Here is a 25154-nt window from a genome sequence, read left to right as displayed (position 1 = left end):
GTAAAGATAAAAAAAAACGCTTTCAATTGAAAGCGTTTTTAGTTGTTATTTCATTATCGTTTGTTTTCTGTCTGGTCCAACCGAGATTACTTTGATTGGCACTTCAACTTCTTTTTCAATGAATTCGATATATGTTTTTAATTCTTGTGGTAATTCATCATACGTCGTCATTCCTGTTAAATCTGCTTTCCAACCTTTCATTTCTGTGAAAATTGGAGTAACGTTTTCAGGTTCGATGTTGTATGGTAAATGTTGAATTGCTTGTCCCTTGTAGTTGTAGCCTGTACAAACTTGTAACGTATCAAATCCAGAAAGAACGTCGCCTTTCATCATGTATAATTGTGTTACGCCATTAACTTGAACCGCATATTTTAAAGCAACTAAATCTAACCAACCACAACGACGCGCACGACCTGTAACTGAGCCAAATTCGTTTCCTACTTTTGCCATTGTTTGTCCTGCTTCTTCGAAATCTTCTGTTGGGAATGGTCCACTACCTACACGAGTAGTGTATGCTTTAAAAATTCCGAAAACATCTTTTACTTTGTTAGGTGCAATTCCTAAACCAGTACAAGCTCCAGCAGCAGTTGTATTTGATGAAGTTACGAATGGATATGTTCCAAAATCAACATCTAGTAAAGAACCTTGTGCTCCTTCTGCTAAGATTGATTTTCCTTCTTTTAAGGCTTTGTTTAAGTATTCTTCACTATCAATGAAAGTTAATTTCTTTAAGTCTTCTACAGCTGCAAAAAACTCATCTTCCATTTCTTTTAAGTTGTATTGTAATTCTACATCGTAGAACTTAATCATTGCTTCGTGCTTGTCTGCTAAAGTTCTGTATCTTTCTTTGAAATCTTCTAATTCGATATCACCAACTCTAAGTCCGTTTCTTCCAGTTTTGTCCATGTAAGTTGGACCGATACCTTTTAAAGTAGAACCAATTTTTGCTTTTCCTTTTGATGCTTCAGAAGCAGCGTCTAACAAACGGTGTGTTGGTAAAATTAAGTGTGCTTTTCTAGAAATGAATAATTTAGCTGTAACATCCATGTTGAATTTTGCTAAACCTTCAATTTCTTTTTGGAAAACTACTGGGTCGATTACCACTCCATTTCCAATGATATTAATTGCGTTTTTGTGGAAAATTCCAGAAGGAATAGTTCTTAAAACGTGTTTGATTCCGTCGAATTCTAAAGTGTGTCCCGCATTTGGTCCACCTTGAAATCTTGCAATAATATCATATTTTGAGGTAAGAACGTCAACGATTTTTCCTTTTCCTTCGTCGCCCCATTGTAATCCAAGTAGTAAGTCTACAGTCATTGTGTTGTGTTGTTTGTTGTTATTTGTAGAGACAAGTCAGTGACTTGTCTGTACGGATTATATTAATTTTCGATTCTTCAATTATTGTTGTTTTTTTGTTCCGTAGAAGTAAAGTGAGTGAGTTGAAATATCAATTCCAAACATTTCTTCCATGGTTTGTTTTATTTGCTGAATTCTTGGGTCACAAAATTCGATAACCTCACCAGAATCAGTTAAAATAATGTGATCGTGTTGTTTATCGAAATACGATTTTTCGTAATGTGCTTGGTTTTGTCCAAACTGATGACGACGTACCAAACCACATTCTAATAAAAGTTCGATTGTATTGTAAAGGGTGGCTCTACTTACGCGGTAGTTTTTATTCTTCATTTTGATATATAAAGATTCGATATCAAAATGTTCGGCAGTATTGTAAATCTCCTGAAGAATAGCGTAGCGTTCAGGTGTTTTACGGTGTGCCTTTTCTTCTAAAAATTTAGTAAAAACGTTCTTTACAATTTCTTGATTTTTGTTTTCCATCGTATTGATAAATGAAATATTGGCAAAGATAGTGAAAGTTAGAAGTTAGAAGTTAGGAGTTAGGAGTTTTTTTAAACAGAGTTATTAAGAAATTCTCGAAATTTTTATCAGTTTAAAAAAATAGCAATAAAAGCTTAATCTTTTGGTATAGCTATATCATTTTTCTTGATGTAAAGTAATCCATCAAAAACATTTAGCCATTTTCCTTCTTGGTTAACATGTCCTAGCATAATACTATTGAATACTGTATTAGCCTTTTTAGGATTTTTTTGTTTAAAATCATTTAAATCAATAAATCCAAAATTGATATTTTTCTTGCTTAACTCGAATTCTAAAGATGTTTCTGGTGAAATGATTTTCGTTTCTTTTATGCTTTCTATGTTATAAGGCATTTTTGAGAAACCTTCGGATGATGTTGTTGCTATGCTGTAAACTTTATCAGAATATTTGTTTTTAATATGTTCTCCAAATAATGTAAGTTTTTTATAGATGTTAGAATCACTAGCAGCAAATGCGACTTCTTTTATATTTATGGCTCCATGAAAATTTGCTAACCAGACTATAATTTTTGCATTTGGATTTCGTTCTTTAAAGTGAATTAAATTTCGTGCCATTTGTAAGTCTCTTTGATTCACTTCGTATGCTAATTGATCATCTTCATTATCAAAAATTTTTGGATTCATTTTTATGTTCACGTGTATTATGAGATTTTCTAACATCTGTAGAAAAAAATCATCATGAAAAAGAATGGTTTCTTTTTGATCAATTATTTTTTGTAAATGAGATGTAAAATATTCAAACTCTTCAATTGTAAGTTTGTTTTTTTGAGAGTTGTTTATTTTGTCAAAAATTGGTGCTAACTCAGACCATTTTTCATTGTTTAAATTTGCCCACTTGCTTTTTGCTAATTCTGTCTTAATAAAATCAATATTTATCATGGTATTGATTCTATTATAAGGTTCAATACCTACAAAAGATAGCTTTTCTTTTTTAATGAAATTTTCAAAAGGAATTAATTGTTTTGCAGGATGCCAAGGATTCCAATAGTTATACCATTCAGTTTCAAAATCGTCAACTAAATTGTCTTTTAAAATATGTCTTCCGTTAATAAATTCCATTTCAAGGAAATCCATACCTTCTAGAGCAATGGTGTTAAATCCTTTTACTTCTACTAAGTATTTTACAATTTGAGTTTTAGCTTCAAAAGTTTTTCCTTCGCCATGTGCGGCCTCACCAAGAAGAATAATTTCTTTATTTTCTATGAATTTATCTAATTTTTTAAAGTCACTTGGTAATTCATTTCTAGTTTCCAATGCTATCATTTTATTTGATAGTGCAGAAGTTATCTTTTTATTGCACGAAAGTAAGAGTAAAAAGATAAAAGGTATAACTATTTTTCTCATTCAGAATAAACTAATTATTATAAACCCTAGTCACTTTATCAATTCCATCAACTTTTTTGATATTTTCGATTAGCTTTTTTAAGATCGTATTGTTTTGAACTACCACAGCTACTTGACCGTTAAAAATTCCGGCTTCACTACTTAAGGAAATGCTCTGAATGTTTACGTTCATTTGACTTGAAATTACTTTAGTTAAGTCATTCGTAAGTCCTAAAATATCCATTCCTGTAATTTTTAAAATAGCTTTAAATTCTTCTTGTGATGAGTCAATCCATTTTGCTGGAATTATTCTATAAGCGTAATTGGATTGCATACTAATGGCATTTGGGCAATCTTTTCTGTGTACTTTAATTCCTTCATTAATAGTAACGAAACCAAATACTTCATCACCCGGAATAGGGTTACAGCAAGTTGAAAGTTTGTAGTCTAATTTATCTTGTTCCGCACCAAAAACAAGCATATCAAACTTTTTACTAATTTCGTTCTTGTATACTTGATCAGGTTGGGCTGTTGGTGAACGTTTAATAGTTTTCTTAAAGAAATTGACTAATGTATTGCTTTTTTGAGCTGCGTATTCTTTAAGTTGTTGGTTTTCTATAGCGCCAATTCCAGCTCTGTAAAACAAATCTAAACTCGTTTGTAGTTTAAAGAAGTTAACGAGTTCATTAACGGTATTTTCGTTAAGTGTAATTTTTAAATGACGTAGTTTTCTTTCTAAAAGTTCTTTTCCGTCTTCTGCAATTTTTTTGGTGTTTTCGTTTAAAACGTTTTTAATTTTATTTTTTGCTCGCGAAGTCGTTACATAATCCAGCCATTGCGAAGTTGGTTTTTGATTTGCAGAAGTAATAATTTCTACTTGATCACCACTATTTAAAACATGATTCAGAGGAACTAATTTTCCGTTAACTCTTGTTCCTCTTGTTTTTACACCAATTTCTGAGTGAATACTGAAGGCAAAATCTAACGAAGTAGCTCCTTTTGGTAACGATTTGATTTCGCCTTTTGGAGTAAATACATAGATTTCTTTAGCATATAAATTCAGTTTAAAATCTTCTACAAAGTCAACGGCATTGGCTGAAGAATTTTCTAAAGCTTCTTTTAATTGGTTCAGCCAAATTTCCAAACCGTGTTCTTCGGTAGCTCCGTTTTTGTATTTGTAGTGCGCTGCGTAGCCTTTTTCTGCAATTTCGTCCATGCGTTCACTTCGCACTTGGATTTCTACCCAACGGCCTTTTGGCCCCATTACGGTAATGTGTAAAGCTTCGTAACCTGTTGATTTTGGGGATGAAATCCAATCACGTAATCTACTTGGCGAAGGTCTATAATGATCGGTAACTACTGAATATATTTTCCATGCAATGAATTTTTCATCGTGCTGGTTGGCTTTGTAAATAATTCGTAAAGCAAATTTGTCGTAAACTTCATCAAAAGTCACGCCTTGCGCTTTCATTTTTCTACGAATAGAATAAATTGATTTTGGGCGACCTTTGATTGTAAATTCAATACCTTCATCCACCATCGATTTACTTAAAACATCTGAAATAGTTTTGATGTACTCGTCTTGTTCTTCCTTGGTTTCCTTAATTTTACTGACAATATCATTGTAAACTTCGGGTTCGGTATATTTTAAACCTAAATCTTCTAACTTGGTTTTGATGTTGTATAATCCCAAACGATGAGCTAGAGGCGCATAAATGTACAATGTTTCAGAAGCAATTTTGGCTTGTTTGTAATCCACCATGCTTTCCATAGTTTGCATGTTGTGCAAACGATCAGCAATTTTGATAAGAATTACCCTAACATCATCATTCAGTGTTAATAACATTTTACGAAAATTTTCTGCTTGTACAGAAATTTCTTGATCAGTTTTAACTTTGGCAATTTTGGTTAAGCCTTCAACCAATTGCGCGATTTTAGGATTGAACATTTTTTCAATATCCTGAACTGTAATGTCAGTATCTTCAACGACATCGTGCATTAAGGCTGCCGCAATGGAAGTTGCTCCCAAACCAATATCTCTAGCTACAATTTTAGCTACAGCAATAGGATGGAAAATATAAGCTTCACCTGATTTTCTGCGTTGGTCTTTATGAGCATCAACAGCTACATCAAATGCTTTACGGATGATTTTTTTGTCTTCATCAGTAAGAGTTTGATAACTGATGCGAAGTAATTCTTTATATTCTTGCGCAATGGCTTTGTTTTCGGCTTCTAATTCTAACTCTGTCATACATTTTCTTTAACCAACTAAAAGTAAGCTAATTTTTCTAATTGTGCAAGTTTAGAAAATAGAAAAAAGAGAAAAGAAGAAAGACTAAAATCCGCGTTGTCTTTTGGCTTCAAATAGTAAAATGGCTGCTGCAACTGAAACATTCATAGAATCAATTTCGCCTTGCATGGGAATGATAATATTTTTTGTGCTTTCGGTTCGCCATTTTTCGGATAAACCAGTTGCTTCAGTTCCCACAACTAATGCAGTAGGAGTAGTATAGTTTTGTGTGTGATATTCTGTTGAATCTTGTAAGGTTGCGGAATAAATATTGATGTTATTGGCTTTCAAATAAGCAATAACTTCTTCTGTAGTTCCCACTGCAATTTGTCGGGTAAACAAACAGCCTACGCTTGAACGAACGATATTTGGATTGTATAAATCACTTTTTGGATTGGCGATAATGACAGCATCAATATTGGCTGCGTCTGCAGTTCTAAGAATAGCACCAACGTTTCCAGGTTTTTCCAAAGATTCTCCAACTAAAATTAGTGGATTTTTAGATAGTTTTAAATCGGATAATGCTAACGATTTGGTTTTTGCAATTGCTAAAATGCCTTCGGTAGTATCGCGATACGCTAGTTTTTGATAGACTTCTTTAGAAATTTCAATTATGTTTAACGATTTAGTTGTTAAATCGTTTAATTGTTTTTCGGAAATGATTTCAGGTAAAAATAGAATGGTTTCTAATTCATAACCACCTTTTAGCGCCAATTCAATTTCGCGTTTTCCTTCAATCAAAAAAGTGCCCGTTTGCTTACGAACTTTTGCCTTCTCTTGCAATTGAACTAACGATTTAATAAACGGATTTTGAACCGAGGTGATTTGTTTCATGAATCAAAAATTATAAGGCAAAAGTACAAAAAAAGCCTCTCACTTACTGAAAGGCTTTTGGTCTTATTTTTTTTGTTGTTCGAATTTTCCTTTATAACGTTGGTACAATTCGGTGTGGTGACTTTCTAAACTAATTTGTCTTCCATCAATAAAAGCGAATGAAATGACATTGGTTTTCATATCTAATGCATCGCCTTCAGAAATAAATAAAGTAGCACTCTTGCCAGATTCTAACGTTCCGTATTGCTTATCGATTCCTAAAATTTTAGCGGAATTTCCAGTGATTAATTGTAACGCTTGTTCTTTTGTTAATCCCCAAGCGGCACAAGTTCCGGCATAAAATGGTAAGTTTCTTGTTTGCATACGCTCCATATCACCTGCATTTTGTAGTGCAACTAAAACGCCTGCATCTACTAATAATTTAGCATTTTTGTATGGTAAATTCACATCTTCATCTTCTAATAAAGGCAAATCGTGAACGCGTTTTAATAAAACCGAAACGTTGTTTTCTTTTAATAAATTCGCAACTTTGAAAGCGTAATATCCACCAACAATTACCATGTTTTTGATGTTGTTTTTCTTTTTGAATAAAACCGCATCAATAATTTCTTTCTCTCCATTTGCGTTTACATACAAGGTTTTCTCACCCGATTGTAAACCTTTCATAGCTTCGTAAGGAATATCCTTTTTCGCATTTTTACTTCCCAAATAAGCAAAAGCATTGTCAAAATATTCTTGAATTGCCTTTACTTGTGGATCGTAATTTTTGTTCATTTCAATTCCTCCTGGTTCTGCCCACCAACCCGCTCTTGAGTAGCTTCTTGGCCAGTTTAAATGAATTCCGTCATCTGTTTTAATTGAAGCGTCTTCCCAATTCCAAGCGTCTAATTGAACGATTGATGAAGTTCCTGCAATTCTTCCGCCTCTTGGTGTAATTTGTGCTAATAAAACGCCGTTTGGACGCGTAGTTTCTACTAATTTAGATTCTGCATTATAAGCAATAATACTTCTCACGTGTGGATTGAATTCTCCAATTTCACTTTCGTCATCCGAAGCTCTTACCGCATCAATTTCAACTAAACCTAATGTTGAATTTGGTGCAATGAATCCTGGATAAACATGTTTTCCAGAAGCATCAATCATAATATCGTGTTTGGCTGGTTTCATTACTGTTGCATCGCCAATGGTTGCGATTTTTCCATCCATAATTGAAATCAAACTGTTTTCAATTACTTTTCCGTTTCCTAAATGCGCTTTGGCACCTAATATTAAAATCGATTTGCTTTGTTTTGGCGCTGGCGTTTGTTGGGCAAACCCAAACAAAGAAATAAATAAAAGAACTATATATTTTTTCATGATTAGTTGTATTTGTAGTGAGACTCTTTACAATATTCTCCTAAAGTATCACAGTGGTAATGACCATTTTCTTTTTTCTTAGGTAATTGCGTTTTCATTCCTTTGTTTTTTGCGTCTAACATGAAGTTAATTAATTCAGCTCTTTCTTTTTGAATTTCGCTCATCACTTCTTTCTCTTTTTCTAAATCATAGAAAATAATTCCGTCTACTAACGTTTTTTCAGCTCTTGTGTAGATTGATAATGGACTATCAGACCAAAGCACAACATCAGCATCTTTTCCTACTTTGATACTTCCTACTTTATTATCTACTTGAAGAATTTTCGCTGGATTTAAGGTTACGAAATTCCAAGCTTCTTCTTCCGTTACATTTCCGTATTTAACCGTTTTAGCTGCTTCTTGGTTCAAACGTCTTGACATTTCAGCATCATCAGAATTGATAGAAACTTTTACACCTTCATTTTGCATAATAGCTGCGTTGTATGGAATTGCATCATTAACTTCATATTTATAGGCCCACCAATCCGCAAATGTTGAACCAGCAACACCGTGAGCCGACATCTTATCAGCTAATTTGTAGCCTTCTAAAATGTGTGTGAACGTTTGAATTTTGAATCCGTAGCGCTCTGCTAATTTCATTAACATGTTGATTTCTGATTGCACGTATGAGTGACAAGTGATGAAACGTTTCTTAGCTAAAATTTCGCCTAAAACTTCCATTTCTACATCAAATCTTGGCATTTTTTTATTTTTACCTGATTTGTAAGTATCCCACTCATTTTTGTATTCGATTGCTCTGGTGAAATAATCTTCATAAACTTGTTCCACACCCATACGCGATTGTGGGAAACGGCTTCTTTCAAAATCACCCCAATTCGATTGTTTTACGTTTTCTCCTAAAGCAAATTTGATGTATTTTGGAGCATCTTTTACTAACATTTCATCTGGAGAATAACCCCATTTTAATTTGATGAAAGCTGCACGACCACCAATAGGATTTGCCGAACCATGTAATAAGTTAGCCGAAGTAACACCACCTGCTAAATTTCTGTAAATGTTGATATCTTCAGAATTCACTACATCTTCAATTGTAACTTCTGCTGATGAATTTTGACCACCTTCGTTGACTCCATTTGAAATAGCAATGTGCGAGTGTTCGTCAATGATTCCAGCAGTTAAATGTTTGCCAGTTCCGTCAACAACTTTTGCTCCAGTTGAAGGTAAGTTTTTGCCTATTTTCGCAATTTTTCCGTTTTGAATTAAAACGTCTGTTTCTTTAAGATTTCCTTCTTTTTCACCCGTCCAAACCGTTACATTTTTGAATAAAATGGTTTCTTGTTTTGGTTTTTCATCGTTTCCAAAAGAAATATTTGGATACGTTACAACATACATAGACGGTACTTTTGGTTCGTCTTTTTTATCGTCTTTCTTTTTATCTTCTTTAACTTCAGTTGCTCTTTTAGTTGCCGTCCAAGAGGTTTCGTTTCCATTTTCTAAAACGGCTTTTCCTTGCATCATGTCTTTTACGAAAGTTCCAGAAAGTCTAACGAAATTCGCTTTTGTAGTGTCTTGGTTTTTGATTACTAAATTCACCCAAGGATCATTGAATTGAATTTTTGTTCCAAAGTTGATACTGTCTTTAACTGCTTTTGCTTCAAATTTTGAAGTTTCGCCTTCGATTTTTAATTCGAATTTATGGTTGTCAAAAACTAAATCGTAAGTACCTCTAATATCAGTTGGATTGATTTTATCGATGATGTTTCGATTTCCTTGTACCCAGTTTTCTAAGATGTTGCTTTTGTCTTCAAAAATATCTCCTGAAACGATAATGAAATTCGCTAATTTTCCTTTAGAAATAGAACCTACTTTGTCAAATTGATTGACCAATTTAGCAGGAGTTTCTGTTAATGCTAATAATGCTTTGTCTTTTGGTAAACCATATAAAACAGCCTTTCTTAAATTTAATAAGAACGATTTTGTTTCTTTTAAATCCGCTGTTGAAAGTACGAATGAAACATTGTTCTCAGCTAAAATTTTCAAGTTGAAAGGTGCTTGATTCCAAAATTTCATATCGCTCAAACTTACTTGTTGCGCTAAATATGGGTCAGAAACATCATAAGCATCTGGAAAATTCAAAGGAATAATAAAAGTAGCACCTGATTTCTTGATTTCGTCGATACGTTCAAATTCATTCCCGCTTCCTTTGATTAGGTACTTTACACCGAATTCATCACCTAATTTATCTGCTCTTAATGCATTTAGTTTATCTCCTGCATTAAAGATTTGAAGTAAAGATTTGTTCGCATTGAAAGCTTCTAAAGATAAATCTTTATTAGTTGCATTTCCTTGTGCATACCATTTTGCATCGTGAAATACCTGGCGAATTAAAGCCATACTTCCCATCATAGAAGAAGGATAGCTTTGTTTGGTAAATTTACTTCTACTGAATGTAAAATGTTGAGATACTTTATCTTTAATCATTCTATCAGCGTTTGTGCCGAAGTCGTTTAATGTCCAAAGTAATCCTGTTCCTGCAATTACGCCATCATTGTGGTGACTCAAAACAGTTCCAAAACCAGCTTCTCTTAGATTTCCTGCTGCTTTTGAATCGTAACTTAGGTTTTCATAAGCATTGTATTCTGGTTTGATGTGGTCGTTCCAATAATAGCCTTCACGATTGGTATCGTATTGTGGTGTGAAGTTACCACTTGGTCTTGGAGTAGGCTTGTTAATTCCGAATTCACTGTACAATTCTACGAATGATGGATAGATTGTTTTTCCTGTTGCGTCTACAAGTGTAGCGCCTTTTGGAATAGAAATGTTTGTTCCTACTTCTACAATTTTGTTTTCTTTGATTAACAGCGTGGCTTTTTCAATTTTTTGCGTTGCTGATACATAAATAGTGGCGTTTGTAATAGCAACATAGTTTTTGAAGCTCTGTTTTACGCCATCATTTTTTGGAAAGTATTCTTGTGCCTGACTAGTAAATGCAAGCAAGAATACTAACAATAACGATAAGTATCTCATGTTTTTTTGGTTTAGTAATGGCTAAAGATAAAAATTATCTTCGATTTTAATATTGTAGGAAATCGATTTAAGAAAATTTAACTTTTGTTGACTTAAAATTATCGGTTTATATAAAGGTAACCTGTTAGTGGTTTTGAATAATTTGGATCATTTAAATAAAGAATGTAATAGTAAGTCCCAGCAGGAGCAAGAGTACTTCCAACGCCATCTTCAACATAACCATCCCAATCAGGTTTGTTATTGTTTCCTGTCCATAAATGTTTGCCCCAACGGTTGTAAATTAACAATTCAAAATTTACGAAAATATCGCGAAGTCCATCAATAAAAAAGGTATCGTTAGAAAAATCATTATTAGGAGAAACCGCATTATAAATCGTTGGAGGACAATTTTCGGTTAATAATAAAAACGAAGTCACAGCAAAACACCCGTTATCTATACGAACGAAAATTTCTTTTGGAGTTGTAATTGCCTCGTAGTTTGAAGTGTTTGTAATAGCATTTATGTTTTGAATAGCATCATTATAACTTTCATGAAAAGAAACGATATGACTTGAATTTGTTTTTACTAATTCCGAGTAACTTGAGAAATCAAAAATACCTCGAGTTAATCCTAAATTACAAGAAATTAATGAATTTAAATCATTGAAAGCCGGAGAAACTATCAATTCAATTTCAATTTGGAACGAATTATTGGTTTCAATTAATTCGGGTCTAATTCCTGTGCCATTTCCAGTATCATCAACATTTGCAATTAGAGTGAAAGTTAATGGTATTGTTGAAGGAATAGTTAGAGTGATAGTTCCATTTTCACTTCCACCAATTGGAATTATATTTTGAGTGTAAGTTGTAGCAATGGCTTGGGTTCCTGCATAAAAAGTAATGGGAGTATTGGCTTGTAAAACTTCTGTACTATTCAAATTAGAAATAGTGAAATTTAGAGTAACTTCTCTAGAATTACATGTAGAACTTGGGTTTTCTAATACAATTGTAGCATCTGGTAATTGACTGTTTAGTTTCGTAACAACAGTATTTAGCATTACATAATCTTGTCCTGATTGAAGTGAGACCGTTGCTGATGTTGTGCCAGGAACAATATAATTTTCAATAGAATAAACATCTAAATCCATATTGTAAAGATTTGTGGCGTTTGTTTCAGTATTTGTGCCATTAAATGCGTTGTTGCTTGGGTTTAATGAATTGCTCAAAACATTGGTTGTTCCATTTGCAGAAAAACTAAGTCTTTCATTTACTGGTATCATTCTGTCACCTTCCCAAGCTATAAATCCAATCTTTGCTCCAGTATTACTAATTAAGTATAAATTGTTAAGTTGAATTGTCATTGTGTCAATAAAAGGAGGAGTTGCTGCAGGGTTTGGAGATAAGGCTTCTAATCCTTGATAGATATTGATTTGATTTAAAGTTAACGCTGGATTTTCATATACGACTAAAATTGCCCAGCCAGCAAATTGTGTGGCATTGTTGTAATAAGAAGTAACCAAACTATTTAAGTCAAATTCAGAAAGCGTGTAAATACCATTGCCAGTTGTTTGTACAAAACTAGTTATATCTTTAAATGCACTAAAGTAAATAAGATTACTAGAAGTTCCTACTACAGTACTTAATATGTCGGGAGTCATATCAACCCCGTTTAATTTTACATCTGTATCACCTGCGCCACTTCCTGCCCAATACAAATATGCTCTTTCAATTCGGTCGTTTGGTCCAAGATTTAATGTTGCTGAAGATTGGGTATATAAAAAAGTTGGATATTGAAAACTATTTTCGTCTGGATTTAGTGTATTACCAATAAAAGTAAAATCGTATCTACCATTAATTTGTGTAAACAATGAAATATCCTGAGCTTTGGTAAAAGTTGGGATTAAAATTTCTAGAAAAAAAATGAGGCTAAGTATTTTTTTCAACATGTTGATTTTGTGAAAATTTGGTTCCAATTTACTATATTTTTTTTAAAAAACAGAATAAAGAAATCAGATGCCGTAAAAATTTAGTAATTTTCCGCTTTAAAAGTCAATTTTTGAAAAAGTATCACGTACAAAAATATACAACTGAAAATTATGATGAGTGGAATGAATTTGTAGCCAAAGCCAAAAACGCTACTTTTTTGTTTCATCGTGATTTTATGGAATATCATCAAGATCGATTTGAAGATTATTCTTTGTTACTATTTGATGAAACCCAAAAATTACGCGCTATTTTTCCAGCTAATAGAGTAGGAACAGTTTTGTATTCACACCAAGGGTTGACTTATGGAGGGCTTGTTTTTGAAACAAATCACAATCCTATTTTTACGCCAAAAATGGTAAATAGTCTGCTTTTGTTTTTAATAAAAGAATCATTTACAGAAGTAAAAATTAAAATTATTCCAACAATTTATAACAAATCGAATACACAAGAATTCGATTGTTACTTACATGAAGTTGGAGCAGAGCTTTTAAATCGGGAAATGAATTTGATAATTGATTTAAGAAATGAGTGGAAACTTTCAAAAAGTAAATTCAAACATTTCAAAAAAGCGGAGGCAAAATTAGAAATGATAGAAGAAGATGATTTATCATTGTTTTGGAATGATGTTTTAATTCCAAGATTATCTGAAAAGTACGATGCAAATCCGGTTCATAGTTTGAATGAAATCCAACAATTGAAAGAAAAATTCAATTCTAATATTGTTCAATACTCAGCTTATCACGAAGATGGAATTGTTGCTGGAATTACTATTTTTAAATTTAACAAGGTTATAAAATCTCAATATGGCGCAACAACAAAAGCCGGAGAAAAATTAAGAGCATTAGATTTTTTATTTATTAGTCTTATTCAAAAGTTCAAAAATGAAGGGTATTTGTATTTTGATATGGGAACAGTTAGCAATAATGAAGGGCTTTTAAATCAAAAAATCGAGTTAGGATGTGATGTGTTTACTAATGATTTTTATTGTATAAAGTTATGATCCATTTCCTAAATTTAAGAAAACTAAATCAACCTTTTGAAGTTGCTTTTCAGAAAAAAATGAAGCAACTCCTAGAAGGTGGTTGGTATATTTTAGGTAACGAAGTCAAGCAATTTGAAACTGATTTTGCTACTTATTGCGGCACAAAGCATTGTATAGGTGTTGGTAATGGTTTAGATGCTTTAGTGTTGGTTTTTAAAGCTTACATTCATTTAGGAAAATTACAAAAAGGAGATGAAGTAATCGTTCCAGCAAATACCTATATCGCTAGTATTTTAGCAGTTTTACAAGCCGATTTAGTCCCGGTTTTAGTAGAGCCAAGGTTAGAAACTTTCAATATTAATCCAGAAGCTATTGAAGCTAAAATCACTCCTAAAACCAAAGCTATTTTACCTGTTCATCTTTATGGTCAATTGTGTGAAATGAAAGCGATAAATGAAATCGCACAAAAGCATAATTTATTAGTTATTGAAGATGCCGCGCAAGCGCATGGAAGTCAGTTTTCAGAAAATGAAACAGCAGGAAATTTAAGTCACGCTGCAGCGTTTAGTTTTTATCCAGGAAAAAATCTTGGAGCTTTAGGCGATGCAGGTGCTATTACAACGAATGATGATGAGTTAGCAAGTGTTTTGTTTTCGATGCGAAATTATGGTTCGAAAGTAAAATATGAAAATGAAATTATTGGTGTAAACTCGAGATTAGATGAATTACAAGCGGCTTTTTTAAGTATTAAATTAAAACAATTAGATTCGGAAAACGAGTTCAGAAGAAGTATGGCAAAACGCTATCTTTCGGAAATTAAAAATGATAAAATCATCATGCCAACATGGGATTTTTCTCAAAACCACGTGTTTCATTTATTTGTCATTAGAACTTCCAACCGATTAGCATTACAAAATTATTTGAAAGAAAACGGAATTGATACCATGATTCATTATCCAATTCCACCTCACAAACAAAAAGCCTTAACGAATTGGAATCAATTGTCGTTTCCAATTACTGAGAAAATTCATGATGAGGTTTTGAGTATTCCGTTGAATTCGGGTTTAAAAGCTTCCGAAATCCAGCATATTATAACCATTTTAAATAAGTTTTAAATGAGTTTGAAAAGTAGCATAAAAAATATTCTTTTTGTTAAATTAAGGGTTTTGAAATATAGCTTTTTGTCAGAATGTCAAAATGTTACAGGAAAGCCAATAGCAAATCAACCGTTACTTTTAAATGGTAAAGGAAAATTGTTTTTTGATTCAAACTGTAAATTTGGATATAAAGAATCGCCAATGTTTTATTCTTCCTATTGTTACATTGAAGCAAGGAATACAGATTCTGAAATTATCTTTGGGAAGAATAACTATTTTAATAATAATTGTAGAATTGAAGCAAATGTTAAAATTGAATTTGGAAATGATGTTTTAGTTGGTGTTAATTGTTCTTTTTTAGATAATGACGGACATGATTTAGCCAATGATAAACGTAAATCTGGAATTCCAAATGCGGCACCCATTCGAATAGGAAATAATGTTTTTATTGGCGATAATGTAACTATTTTAAAAGGCGTTTCAATTGGTGATAATGCTGTTGTAGGAAATGGTAGTTTGGTAACAAAATCAATTCCTTCAAATTCTGTAGCAGTTGGTAATCCAGCAAAAGTAATTCGAGAGTTGAATTAAGTAACTTACCAAGTTATTCGTATGCAAGATAAAAATTTTCACTTTTCCATTTTAAAAAGCACCGGAATTTTTGGTGTTTCTCATCTTGTAAAAATTGTTGCAAAAGTTATTGTTAATAAAGTAGCAGCATTGTATTTAGGAACCATTGGTATTGGAATTATTGGTTTGGTTGAAAATTTATTAAGTGTTTTATACGGTTTTGTCAATTTTGGAATTCCAGCAAGTAGCGTTCGTGAAATTGCATTAGCAACAAATGAATCAGATACGGATTTGAGTGATGAAAATCGAAAAATTAAGATTATTCTTTATTGGTCAATTTTTTCAGGAATTTTTGGAGGAATAGTATTTGCAATCACTTCATATTTTTTCTTTACAAATTTTTATCCCGAAGGAGCTTCCTTTATTTGGTTTTTCTTATTGTTTATTTATTTTTTGTTTTTCTCTTTGTTTTCGGCTAAAATTGCTATCCTACAAGGTAAAAGAGAAATAAAAAAAATGGTAGTGATTCAAGTTTGGAGTGCTATTATTCAGATGATTTCAGCGCTATTTTGCTATTCTTTTTTTGGAATTGATGGAATTGCAATATCGATCTTGTTTTCAACAGTTTTTTCTTATGTAATAATTTATTTTTATACGATTAATATCGACGTAAGTTTAATATCAATTTCATTAAGACAAGTTTTTTTTGAAGGATTACCAATGGTAAAATTAGGTTTAATTTTATCAATGGGCGCTTTAATAAATCAAATTGCCTATTATGTAATTCGTCTTTTTTTGATGGATTTTTTATCTCTAGAAGCTTTAGGAATTTTTCAGGTTAGTCAAACTATTTTAATTGGTTATTTGAGTTTAATTTTTGTTGTAATGTCTAATGATTTTTACCCGCAATTATGTAATCTCGAAAATGATAAATCTACTTTTGAAAAATACATCAATCAACAAACACAATTTGCTCTTTTTCTTGTTGTTCCCTTAGTTTTAGGAATGTATTTGTTTGCGCCACAAATAATTACTCTTTTATATTCGACAGAATTTCTAGATGTTTTATTGGTCTTAAAAATAGCTTTATTTGGGTTGATTTTAAAAACTATTGCTTGGCCAATAGGATTTATTTCATTAGTTAAAGGTAACCGAAAGTTGTTTTTTAAACAAAATCTTGTAAGCGATTTGATAAATGTATTAACTTCGGTTATATTAACGTATTATTTTGGATTAATTGGATTAGGAATTGCTTTTAGCGCGATGTTTTTAGGTTCTCTCGGATATAATTTTTTCACAGTTTACAAAAACTATCAATTTCAATTTTCAAGCGAAACGATACAAGTAATTATATTTTCAATTTTCTTGGGAATGACAGCTTTAATTTCATTAATTTGGTTTGAAATGTCTTATGAAAACCCAATAGTTTTAGGTGCGTTTTTTATCTCAATACTATTTTCGATTTTTAAATTTAAAAATAATCTTAAAAAGACAGATTAAACGGATTTATATTTCGTTTTTAAACCTAAAAAAAGTAATTGAAATAGTAACAAATAGTTTCTCGATTTTAGAAACTTATAAAACTCAAACTGAATTCTTCCTAACAAAGCTTTATACTCGTCTTTGGTTTGGTTTAAACAATAGGCTTTTTTTAAAATAGTAAGTGAAGATTCATGTAAACGCTTTGTTTTTTTATTGTTTCGTTGTGTAAAAAAAGCACTTAATGAAGTAGAAAGTTCTCTTTTTTTAACTAAAAAAGCGTCAATATATTCAAATTCATAAACTCTTGATGCTCTTACCCACAAATCTAAATCTTCGTAAGCCAAATTTTCATCGTAATATCCTAATTTTTCAAAAATCGATTTTTTAACCATAGAAGAAACGGAGCAAATTTTGGTTGTTCTACCAATCACCATTTTGTAAATATTTCCACTTTCTGGATGATCTTCTTCGGTATAATAATTTCGTATGAAATTACCGTTTTCATCAATTTCTATTAAGTTTCCGTAAACAATTCCTAAGTTTTCATACTTTGAATTTTGGAAAGTTGTTACTTGTTTTTCAATGCAATTAGGTAATAAAACATCATCAGCTGCTAAATCGATAATGAATTCGCCTTTTGCTTTTTTTGCTAATTGATTGAAGGTTTTTGTGTTGCCTAAATTCTTTTCGTTAGCCGAAAAATAGACATTTGGATGATGTTGCAACCAATCTTGAATTACTCCAACCGAATGATCTGAACTACAATCATCAGCAATTAACAATTCAATATTTGAATAGGTTTGATTAATTACAGAATTTAAGGCTTCCACTACGTAAGCTTCGTGATTATACGATAAACAAATAACACTAACTAGCGGAAAATTTTGCATATTGGGTTTTTAAATCTATTTTTATGCTAAATTAAGAAACTAATCGAATCGAAATGACAAACCACTCAAAAAAACAACTAAAAGTAGCCGTAATTGGTTATAAATTGGCTGAAGGTGGTTTAGAACGCGTTTTTGGAACAACAACAAAAATGCTTCACGATGAAGGAATTGAAGTTCATACAATAGTTTTAGAAGACAAAATTGAATTTGAATTTGCAGGACAATTAGTTTCGTTTGGAAAGTATTCGAAATTTATTAAATACTTTAAACTCAAAAACTATCTAAAAAAGGAAAAATTTGATTATGTAATCGATTTTCGTCATCGCATTAATCCAAAGATGGAATGGGTATTTCTGCATTTTATTTATCAAAATGTCAAAACGATTTACACCATTCATAGTAGTAAATTGGAGAATTATTTAACTGAAAATAAATGGATTGCGAAACTAATACTTCAAAAAGCGTATAAAGTTGTTGCCGTTTCAAACGGTGTTAAACAAAAGATAGAAATTGAGTTTAAAAACAGCGCAATTGAAGTAATTCCGAATTCATTTGATTTTAAAACACCTTCCAATTCTGAAATTTTGCCTTTCAAATATGTAATTGCCGTTGGAAGATTAGTTAAACTAAAACAATTTGATAAATTAATTGAGAGTTATTCCAAGTCTCATTTGCCTGAAAAAAATATCCATTTGGTAATTTTAGGAACAGGAGAAGAACAAGCCAATTTAGAAAAAAAGATTTGCGATTTCAATTTACAAACTGTTGTTCATCTTTTAGGTTTCAAAGAAAATGTTTATGATTATATTTCAAAAGCAAAGTTTTTGGTTTTATCAAGTCAGTATGAAGGGTTTTCAATGGTTATTTTAGAGGCTTTAAGTTTAGGAGTTCCAGTAATTTCATTTGATTGCGAATATGGTCCAAGAGAATTAATCCATAATAATAGCAATGGAATCTTAGTAGAAAACCAAAATTTTGATGAATTAACTCGCAAATTAGATATATTTGTAGAAGACGAAATTTTATATCAAGATTGTAAGAATAATGCGGTTTCAAGTGTAGCAAAATTTCATTCAAGCGTAATTGTTAATCAGTGGTTACAAATTTTAAAAAATGAAAATTAATATCATAAAAATACCAAAAATAGAAGATCCAAGAGGTAATTTATCCGTTATCGAAAAGGAAGTTTTGCCGTTTGAAATTAAGCGTGTTTATTATTTGTACGATGTTCCGGCAGGAGCAGAGCGCGGTGGTCATTCGCATAAAGAACAACAAGAGTTTTTGATAGCATTATCAGGTAGTTTTGATGTAATTATAAATGATGGAAAAGTTGAAAAATCAGTTACTTTGAATAAACCTTTTGAAGGCTTGTTAATTACCAATGGAATTTGGCGCGAACTGAAAAACTTTTCTTCAGGAGCTGTTTGTTTAGTGGTGGCTTCTGATGTGTTTTCAGAGGCAGATTATATTAGAGATTTTAATGAGTTTTTAGCCATTTCCTCTAAGTAAATCTTCGTAAATAGTTACTAAATCTTCAAAATGTTTTGCAAATGTTTTGGTTGCTAAATACTTAGGGATGTTGATTTCTAATTCGCTTTTTAAACCTGAATTTGAAAGAAGTTCCATCATTTTTTCTTCCAATGCTTTCTGATTTTTGAAGGAATACGTTAGCCCAACATTATTTTGCTCAATTTCATTTTTAATTCCAACTAAATCACTTGTAATTACCGTTTTTCCAAAAGCGAAACTTTCTAAAATCACATTGCCGTACGCTTCTAAATATTCACTCGGTACTACTGAAAATTTGCAGTTAGCATAAATTTCTTGTAATTCTTCACGGGATTTGTTTCCTAAAAATAAAACGTTTTGTAGATTATTATTTTCTGTAAAATTCTGAAGTTCTACTATTTGATTTCCATCGCCAACAATCCATAATTTTTCGTTTGGAAATTGTTTGGAAATGTTCTGAAATGCTTTTAATAAAGTCAAAATCCCTTTTTCAGGAACCAATCGTCCAACAAACAAAATATAATTTCCTTCTGAATTAGAATTTTTGTTTTGTTTGATAAGTATTGGATTTGCTAATGTTTTTCCTTCTTTTTTAAAATGGTTTGAAATAAATTGCGTTAAATTTTCTGATGGCGTTAAAAAATAATCAATATGTTTTTTGATAATACTTTTATGATGCGATTGTTTTAAATACAGCAAAGTATCAAATAAAATATTTCGTTTTGGTTGATGATGTAATATGCATTCTATAGCACTTTCATGTTTATGAAGTACTTCGTTTTTATCATTCAGCATATAGTTTTTCGGGCAGATGTAATAATAATCGCGAAAAGAAAACACAATAGGAATTCCTTTAGATTCAGCAAATTCCATGAAATGCGGCGTTACAGGTGCGCCAATACTAAAACAGTGAATTACATCAGGTTGAAAACTTTCTATTTCTTGAATAATTTCTTGCGTAATGGTTTTGTGGTAGAATTTCTCAACCCAATTGGTTTTTATTTTATCCTTTCCAAACCATTTAAAAGTGAAGATAGAATTATTTTTTTCGGCATACTGAATCAATTCATGCAAATAGTGTTCAACTCCTCCAAGTCGATTTTCACTATTAAAATTATTGATAATCAGTATTTTCATCCAATGTAAATTTTACTAAAATAAGTTAATCGAAACACATTAAAAACAAACAAAGACGGATTATTTCCTTTAAGTTGATTCTCAATAAATTTCCCAAAAACCGAATACAAAACCGCTAACAAATACGTGATTTTAAAAGTATCTAACTTAGAAACTAAGCTTACCATTTTGCTGTATTCTTTTGTAATAAGTTGTTTTTTATAAAGTGAGTATAAATTGTCTAACGAGTTTTTTGTTTTTTCAACATAAACAGAATTCGAGTCAATATCATCATGCTGAACAGGGTTGTTGATGTGTTTAACTTTAGCATTCATTTTTTGAAGTTCAAAAGAAAAAAGCGTGTCATCGTGACCATATTTTTTAAAAGAACTATCAAATTTAATGCGATTAAAAACCGATTTTTTTATCAAAGTATTATTGAACAAAGTCGCTCGATACTCATTTTTATTTCTCTGGTCGACTGTTTGGTCTTCCATGAATTTGCCATATTTCCAGCGAAGTAATTGTTGTTTTGAAGGAGCTTTTTCAGCATGAATTCTTCCTCCATAAACTACTTCATAATCAGGAATTTGATCAATGTAATTTTTTATGAAATTTGGAAAAGGCAAAACACAATCACCATCTAAAATCAATAAATTTTCATATTTCGATTGGCTAACTAAAATGTTTTTGTTTTCACGATAGCCTACGTTTTTTTCAAGAGAAACATAGCTACAATTAGAAAGTGAATTTATTTTTTCGTTCTCAACATTATAAATCGAATGGGAAGCATCGTCTTGCGTTAAAATTTCAAAATCGATACCTAAATCAAGACATTGTTGATGAATTTCTTTTACTAAAGGCAAAAGATTGTAATGGTATATCGTTATTAAAACCGATAACATTTACACCGTTCTTTGAACTACTTCAAACATTTTTCCGCCTTCAAATTTTAGTGTTTTTGAAGGGTATTTTAAAACTAATGCATAATCGTGAGTCGCCATTAAAATGGTTTTTCCGTTTGCGTTAATTTTTCTTAGTACTTCCATAACTTCAACACTTGTTTGTGGGTCAAGGTTTCCTGTTGGTTCGTCTGCTAAAATGATTTCTGGGTCGTTTAATAAGGCTCTTGCAATCCCAACACGTTGTTGTTCTCCGCCAGAAAGTTGATGTGGCATTTTTGAAGCAAAACCTTTCATTCCAACTTTATCTAAAACTTCTTCAATTTTAACGTCCATTTCTTCTTTTTCTGTCCAGCCAGTTGCTTTAAGAACGAATAGAAGATTTTCTTTTACGCTTCGGTCTGAAAGTAATTTGAAATCTTGAAAAACAACTCCTAATTTTCTTCTCAAATAAGGAATGTCGCTTTCTTTTAAAGTAGTTAAGTCGTAATCGACAATACTTCCTTCGCCATCAGTCAAAGCCAAATCAGCATAAAGTGTTTTTAAAAAACTACTTTTCCCCGAACCTGTTCTACCAATCAAATAAAGAAATTCGCCATGTTTTACTTCGATATTTACATCGGTTAAAACTGGATTTTTATCTTGATAAATGGTTACATTTTTTAAGGATAGAACTGATTGCGACATATATAAATTGGATTTTAAAATGTAAAAGTAATAACTTATGCTTCTGTATCAAAATTTTAAACCAATTTCGATTAAAATTATTGTGTTTGGTTAAAAACTATGTTCAAAAATTGTACAATAATATGTTAAGAACCTTCGTTAATACTTACAATAAGCCTTATATTTGGAACTTATAAATAACGAATCACATGATAAAGTATTTAAAACTTTCTTTTTTAGTGGTGTTCTTTTCGGGAACACTTTTTGCCCAACAATCTTCTGTTTACACGCACGAATTAACCGAGTTTAATCGCGCGGTAGAATTGTACAAAGACAAACAATATCAAGCAGCCCAAATTCTATTCGACAAGGTAAAATCGAAAACCGATAATATGGAAGTAGAATCGGATTGCGCTTACTATATTGCTAATTGCGCGATTCGTTTGGATCAAATGGGAGCTGATGTTTTGGTTGAAAGTTTTGTAGAAGATTATCCAACGAGTACGAAAACAAATCAAGCCTATATTGAGGTTGCACATTACTATTTTGATCAAGGAAATTATCCAAAATCATTAGAATGGTTCGATAAAGCGGATTCAAATAATATGTCGCAAGCCGATAGAGAAAAATATAATTTCCAAAAAGGATATGCTTATTTCACAGCTAAAAACACAAAAGAAGCTACGAAATATTTCAATCAAGTAGTAAATTCGAAGACTTTTGGAAGTCAGGCAAAGTACTATTTAGGTTATATGTCTTATGAAACCGATGATTACAAAAGCGCGAATCAATATTTTGATCAAGTTTCTGACCAAGAAAAATACAAAGAGAAAATGGGGTATTTCCAAGCGGATATGAATTTCAAGCTTGGGAATTTCCAAAAAGCAATCGATTTAGGTTTAGAACAAATGCCAAAATCAAAAGGTGAAGAGAAAAGTGAATTGTCAAAAATCATTGGAGAAAGTTATTTCAACCTAAAACAATACGACAAAGCGCTTCCTTATTTACTAGCGTATAACGGTAAAAAAGGAAAATGGAATAACACGGATTTCTACCAATTAGGTTACACCTATTACCAACAAAAAGATTACGAAAACGCCATTTCTCAATTCAATAAAATCATTGGTGGAAATGATGGTGTTGCCCAAAATGCGTATTATCATTTAGCAGAAAGTTATTTAAAAACCGATAAAAAGCAACAAGCGTTAAATGCTTTCAAAACGGCTTCTGAAATGGAATTTGATTTGAAAATTCAAGAAGATGCCTATTTGAATTATGCGAAATTGAGTTATGAAATCGGAAATCCATACAAATCGGTTCCAGAAGTAATGAATGATTACATGGCGAAATATCCTAATACACCTTACAAGTCGGAAATCAATACGCTGTTGATTAGTTCGTATATCACTTCAAAAAACTATAAAGAAGCTTTGGTTTTATTGGAAAAAAATAAATCTCCAGAAAACAAATTAGCGTATCAAAAAGTAACGTTTTACAGAGGTTTAGAATTGTATACCGATGGCGATTACAAAGGGGCTTATGCCTTATTTAAAAAATCGTTAGCCGAAAATAAAGATGCAAAATTCACCGCAAGAGCAACTTTTTGGAAAGCAGAAACCGAATATAATTTAGACCAATTTGAAGAAGCAAAATTGAGTTTCAAACAGTTTTTAAATTCGGCTGAAGCTTCAAATACGCCTGAGTTTGCTAATGCCAATTACAACTTAGCGTATTCGTATTTCAAGTTGAAAGAATATGAAAATGCGATTCAATATTTTGACACTTATACAAAATCAGCTAAAGATGATAGAGTTCGCTTGACAGATGCGTATTTGAGATTAGGAGATTGTAATTTCATGGCAGCAAAATATTGGCCAGCTATGGATGCGTACAACAAAGCTATCGATATGAAAAGTGTTGATGCGGATTATGCAGCGTTCCAAAAAGGAATCAGCTATGGATTTGTAAGCAAACCTGATCGTAAAATTGAAGATTTAGAGAAATTCTCAAAAACGTTTCCAAATTCGCAATATGCGGATGATGCTTTGTATGAATTAGGAAATACTTACGTAAATCAAAACCAAAACGATAAAGGAATTGCAACTTACGATAGATTAATCAACGGATACAAATCGAGTTCGTATGTAGCAAAAGCGATTTTAAAACAAGGATTAATTTATTACAACGGAAACAAAGAAGATTTAGCAATTACTAAGTTCAAAAAAGTAGTAGCTGAATATCCAAATTCACCAGAATCTATTGAAGCCGTTTCAACTGCACGATTAATTTATGTTGATAAAGGTCAAGTAGATGAATATGCAGCTTGGGTAAAAACTTTATCGTTTGTAGAAGTTTCGGATGCTGATTTAGATAATGATACTTACGAATCTGCCGAAAAACAATATTTGCAAAACAATAACAAACAAGCGATTTCAGGATTCTCAAGTTATGTAAGCAAATTTCCAAACGGAATTCATGCTTTAAAAGCGAATTTCTATTTAGCACAATTGTATTTTGCGGATAATTTAGAAGCAAATTCAGTGAAACATTATGAGTTTGTAGTTTCAAAACCAAGAAACGAATTTACAGAGCAAGCTTTAGCTCGTTTGTGTCAAGTGCATTTAAAAGCTAAAAATTATGATAGTGCTATTCCTGTTTTAAAACGTTTGGAAACCGAAGCAGATTTTCCACAAAACATTACTTATGCACAATCTAATTTAATGAAATCGTATTACGAAAAACAAGATTTTACTAATGCCGTTATCTATGCCGATAAAGTGTTGAAAAACGACAAAATCGACGACAGAATTAAAAGTGATGCTCAAATTATCGTAGCGCGTTCGGCTATCAAAACGAATGATGAAGCTAAAGCGAAAGAAGCGTATGCTAAATTGCAAAAAATCGCTAAAGGCGAATTAGCTGCCGAAGCTTTGTATTACGATGCGTATTTCAAAAACAAAGAAGGCAAGTTTGAACCATCGAATGTTGTGGTACAAAAAATCGCAAAAGATTATTCAGGTTATAAATATTACGGAGCGAAGAGTTTAGTAATTATGGCGAAAAACTTCTACGGATTAAAAGATAGTTTCCAAGCGACTTACATTTTAGAAAGTGTAATTGAAAACTTCAAAGAATATACAGATGTAATCGAAGAAGCACAAAAAGAATTGGATTTCATCAAAGGAGAAGAAGCAAAACGTAATTCATCAATCACAAACTAATAAAATTTGATAGTTGTCATACTGTCCCGA

At 31.7% G+C, this 25154-nt stretch carries 19 protein-coding genes; 7 read left to right on the top strand and 12 right to left on the bottom strand.

Features of this window, described 5'->3' with window-relative positions; translation table 11 throughout:
- Positions 1-45: 45 nt before the first annotated feature.
- The 8 genes from B0I03_RS07005 to B0I03_RS06970 all read right to left on the bottom strand — a co-directional run bounded on the left by B0I03_RS07005 (position 46) and on the right by B0I03_RS06970 (position 12649).
- Positions 46-1317: an adenylosuccinate synthase gene (locus B0I03_RS07005; RefSeq protein WP_111566745.1), complete on the bottom strand. Its 1272-nt coding sequence runs from the start codon at positions 1315-1317 to the stop codon at positions 46-48.
- An 81-nt stretch (positions 1318-1398) separates the two neighbouring features.
- Entirely contained in the window at positions 1399-1836 is a 438-nt protein-coding gene (locus tag B0I03_RS07000) for a Fur family transcriptional regulator (RefSeq protein WP_111566744.1), read from the bottom strand.
- Between the two features lie 134 nt (positions 1837-1970).
- A complete protein-coding gene (locus B0I03_RS06995; RefSeq protein WP_181452362.1) occupies positions 1971-3158 on the bottom strand; it encodes an erythromycin esterase family protein in 1188 nt (395 codons plus the stop codon).
- A gap of 91 nt (positions 3159-3249) precedes the next feature.
- Positions 3250-5469: a RelA/SpoT family protein gene (locus B0I03_RS06990; protein WP_111566742.1), complete on the bottom strand. Its 2220-nt coding sequence runs from the start codon at positions 5467-5469 to the stop codon at positions 3250-3252.
- 84 nt (positions 5470-5553) lie between these two features.
- Positions 5554-6342, bottom strand: coding sequence for a TrmH family RNA methyltransferase (locus tag B0I03_RS06985; RefSeq protein ID WP_111566741.1), 789 nt, complete (start codon positions 6340-6342; stop codon positions 5554-5556).
- A 63-nt stretch (positions 6343-6405) separates the two neighbouring features.
- Positions 6406-7698: an amidohydrolase family protein gene (locus B0I03_RS06980; protein ID WP_111566740.1), complete on the bottom strand. Its 1293-nt coding sequence runs from the start codon at positions 7696-7698 to the stop codon at positions 6406-6408.
- Between the two features lie 2 nt (positions 7699-7700).
- A complete protein-coding gene (locus B0I03_RS06975; protein WP_111566739.1) occupies positions 7701-10724 on the bottom strand; it encodes an amidohydrolase family protein in 3024 nt (1007 codons plus the stop codon).
- Between the two features lie 98 nt (positions 10725-10822).
- Entirely contained in the window at positions 10823-12649 is a 1827-nt protein-coding gene (locus B0I03_RS06970; protein WP_111567014.1) for a gliding motility-associated C-terminal domain-containing protein, read from the bottom strand.
- A gap of 110 nt (positions 12650-12759) precedes the next feature.
- On the opposite strand from B0I03_RS06970, the gene B0I03_RS06965 reads away from it, so the two are divergent.
- The 4 genes from B0I03_RS06965 to B0I03_RS06950 all read left to right on the top strand — a co-directional run bounded on the left by B0I03_RS06965 (position 12760) and on the right by B0I03_RS06950 (position 16838).
- Positions 12760-13689: a GNAT family N-acetyltransferase gene (locus B0I03_RS06965; protein ID WP_111567013.1), complete on the top strand. Its 930-nt coding sequence runs from the start codon at positions 12760-12762 to the stop codon at positions 13687-13689.
- On the top strand, positions 13686-14786 hold the full coding sequence (locus B0I03_RS06960; RefSeq protein ID WP_111566738.1) for a DegT/DnrJ/EryC1/StrS family aminotransferase: 1101 nt from the start codon (positions 13686-13688) through the stop codon (positions 14784-14786). The genes B0I03_RS06965 and B0I03_RS06960 overlap by 4 nt, the downstream gene beginning before the upstream one ends.
- A gap of 66 nt (positions 14787-14852) precedes the next feature.
- Complete coding sequence (locus B0I03_RS06955) at positions 14853-15359, top strand: acyltransferase (RefSeq protein WP_181452361.1); 507 nt, start codon at positions 14853-14855, stop codon at positions 15357-15359.
- A gap of 21 nt (positions 15360-15380) precedes the next feature.
- A complete protein-coding gene (locus tag B0I03_RS06950) occupies positions 15381-16838 on the top strand; it encodes an oligosaccharide flippase family protein (protein ID WP_111566736.1) in 1458 nt (485 codons plus the stop codon).
- Here B0I03_RS06950 and B0I03_RS06945 read toward each other — a convergent pair.
- Complete coding sequence (locus B0I03_RS06945) at positions 16835-17710, bottom strand: glycosyltransferase (RefSeq protein WP_111566735.1); 876 nt, start codon at positions 17708-17710, stop codon at positions 16835-16837. The two genes, B0I03_RS06950 and B0I03_RS06945, sit on opposite strands and share 4 nt — an antisense overlap.
- A 53-nt stretch (positions 17711-17763) precedes the next feature.
- Here B0I03_RS06945 and B0I03_RS06940 point away from each other — a divergent pair, with 53 nt between their 5' ends.
- Both B0I03_RS06940 and B0I03_RS06935 read left to right on the top strand, forming a co-directional pair.
- Positions 17764-18834 carry a glycosyltransferase gene (locus B0I03_RS06940; RefSeq protein ID WP_111566734.1) on the top strand — a complete coding sequence of 357 codons (1071 nt, stop codon included), beginning with the start codon at positions 17764-17766 and terminating at the stop codon, positions 18832-18834.
- Positions 18824-19219 (top strand): sugar 3,4-ketoisomerase, encoded by a 396-nt coding sequence (locus tag B0I03_RS06935; protein WP_111566733.1) that lies wholly within the window; start codon positions 18824-18826, stop codon positions 19217-19219. Before B0I03_RS06940 ends, B0I03_RS06935 begins: the two co-directional genes overlap by 11 nt.
- On the opposite strand, the gene B0I03_RS06930 is transcribed toward B0I03_RS06935, so the two are convergent.
- Genes B0I03_RS06930 through B0I03_RS06920 form a run of 3 tightly spaced genes read right to left on the bottom strand, consistent with a single transcriptional unit; the run spans position 19199 to position 21924 of the window.
- Entirely contained in the window at positions 19199-20356 is a 1158-nt protein-coding gene (locus B0I03_RS06930; protein ID WP_111566732.1) for a glycosyltransferase family 4 protein, read from the bottom strand. The two genes, B0I03_RS06935 and B0I03_RS06930, sit on opposite strands and share 21 nt — an antisense overlap.
- Positions 20353-21240 carry a glycosyltransferase family 2 protein gene (locus B0I03_RS06925; RefSeq protein WP_111566731.1) on the bottom strand — a complete coding sequence of 296 codons (888 nt, stop codon included), beginning with the start codon at positions 21238-21240 and terminating at the stop codon, positions 20353-20355. Before B0I03_RS06925 ends, B0I03_RS06930 begins: the two co-directional genes overlap by 4 nt.
- Positions 21241-21924, bottom strand: coding sequence for a cell division ATP-binding protein FtsE (locus B0I03_RS06920; protein WP_111566730.1), 684 nt, complete (start codon positions 21922-21924; stop codon positions 21241-21243).
- Between the two features lie 188 nt (positions 21925-22112).
- Between B0I03_RS06920 and B0I03_RS06915 the strand changes: the two genes are divergently transcribed.
- Positions 22113-25124, top strand: a complete 3012-nt coding sequence (locus B0I03_RS06915) for a tetratricopeptide repeat protein (protein ID WP_111566729.1) — start codon at positions 22113-22115, stop codon at positions 25122-25124.
- Positions 25125-25154: the final 30 nt, after the last annotated feature.

The sequence above is a fragment of the Flavobacterium aquaticum genome (genome assembly GCF_003259835.1).
Lineage (GTDB): Bacteria > Bacteroidota > Bacteroidia > Flavobacteriales > Flavobacteriaceae > Flavobacterium > Flavobacterium aquaticum.
Note: the sequence above shows the minus strand (reverse complement) of the source record. Positions and strands in the feature narration are given on the sequence as shown.

Coding starts and splice junctions, on each gene's coding strand:
- B0I03_RS07005 (WP_111566745.1), bottom strand. CDS start 1,317: ATGACTGTAGACTTACTACTTGGATTACAATGGGGCGACGAAGGAAAA.
- B0I03_RS07000 (WP_111566744.1), bottom strand. CDS start 1,836: ATGGAAAACAAAAATCAAGAAATTGTAAAGAACGTTTTTACTAAATTT.
- B0I03_RS06995 (WP_181452362.1), bottom strand. CDS start 3,158: ATGATAGCATTGGAAACTAGAAATGAATTACCAAGTGACTTTAAAAAA.
- B0I03_RS06990 (WP_111566742.1), bottom strand. CDS start 5,469: ATGACAGAGTTAGAATTAGAAGCCGAAAACAAAGCCATTGCGCAAGAA.
- B0I03_RS06985 (WP_111566741.1), bottom strand. CDS start 6,342: ATGAAACAAATCACCTCGGTTCAAAATCCGTTTATTAAATCGTTAGTT.
- B0I03_RS06980 (WP_111566740.1), bottom strand. CDS start 7,698: ATGAAAAAATATATAGTTCTTTTATTTATTTCTTTGTTTGGGTTTGCC.
- B0I03_RS06975 (WP_111566739.1), bottom strand. CDS start 10,724: ATGAGATACTTATCGTTATTGTTAGTATTCTTGCTTGCATTTACTAGT.
- B0I03_RS06970 (WP_111567014.1), bottom strand. CDS start 12,649: ATGTTGAAAAAAATACTTAGCCTCATTTTTTTTCTAGAAATTTTAATC.
- B0I03_RS06960 (WP_111566738.1), top strand. CDS start 13,686: ATGATCCATTTCCTAAATTTAAGAAAACTAAATCAACCTTTTGAAGTT.
- B0I03_RS06950 (WP_111566736.1), top strand. CDS start 15,381: ATGCAAGATAAAAATTTTCACTTTTCCATTTTAAAAAGCACCGGAATT.
- B0I03_RS06945 (WP_111566735.1), bottom strand. CDS start 17,710: ATGCAAAATTTTCCGCTAGTTAGTGTTATTTGTTTATCGTATAATCAC.
- B0I03_RS06940 (WP_111566734.1), top strand. CDS start 17,764: ATGACAAACCACTCAAAAAAACAACTAAAAGTAGCCGTAATTGGTTAT.
- B0I03_RS06935 (WP_111566733.1), top strand. CDS start 18,824: ATGAAAATTAATATCATAAAAATACCAAAAATAGAAGATCCAAGAGGT.
- B0I03_RS06930 (WP_111566732.1), bottom strand. CDS start 20,356: ATGAAAATACTGATTATCAATAATTTTAATAGTGAAAATCGACTTGGA.
- B0I03_RS06925 (WP_111566731.1), bottom strand. CDS start 21,240: ATGTTATCGGTTTTAATAACGATATACCATTACAATCTTTTGCCTTTA.
- B0I03_RS06920 (WP_111566730.1), bottom strand. CDS start 21,924: ATGTCGCAATCAGTTCTATCCTTAAAAAATGTAACCATTTATCAAGAT.
- B0I03_RS06915 (WP_111566729.1), top strand. CDS start 22,113: ATGATAAAGTATTTAAAACTTTCTTTTTTAGTGGTGTTCTTTTCGGGA.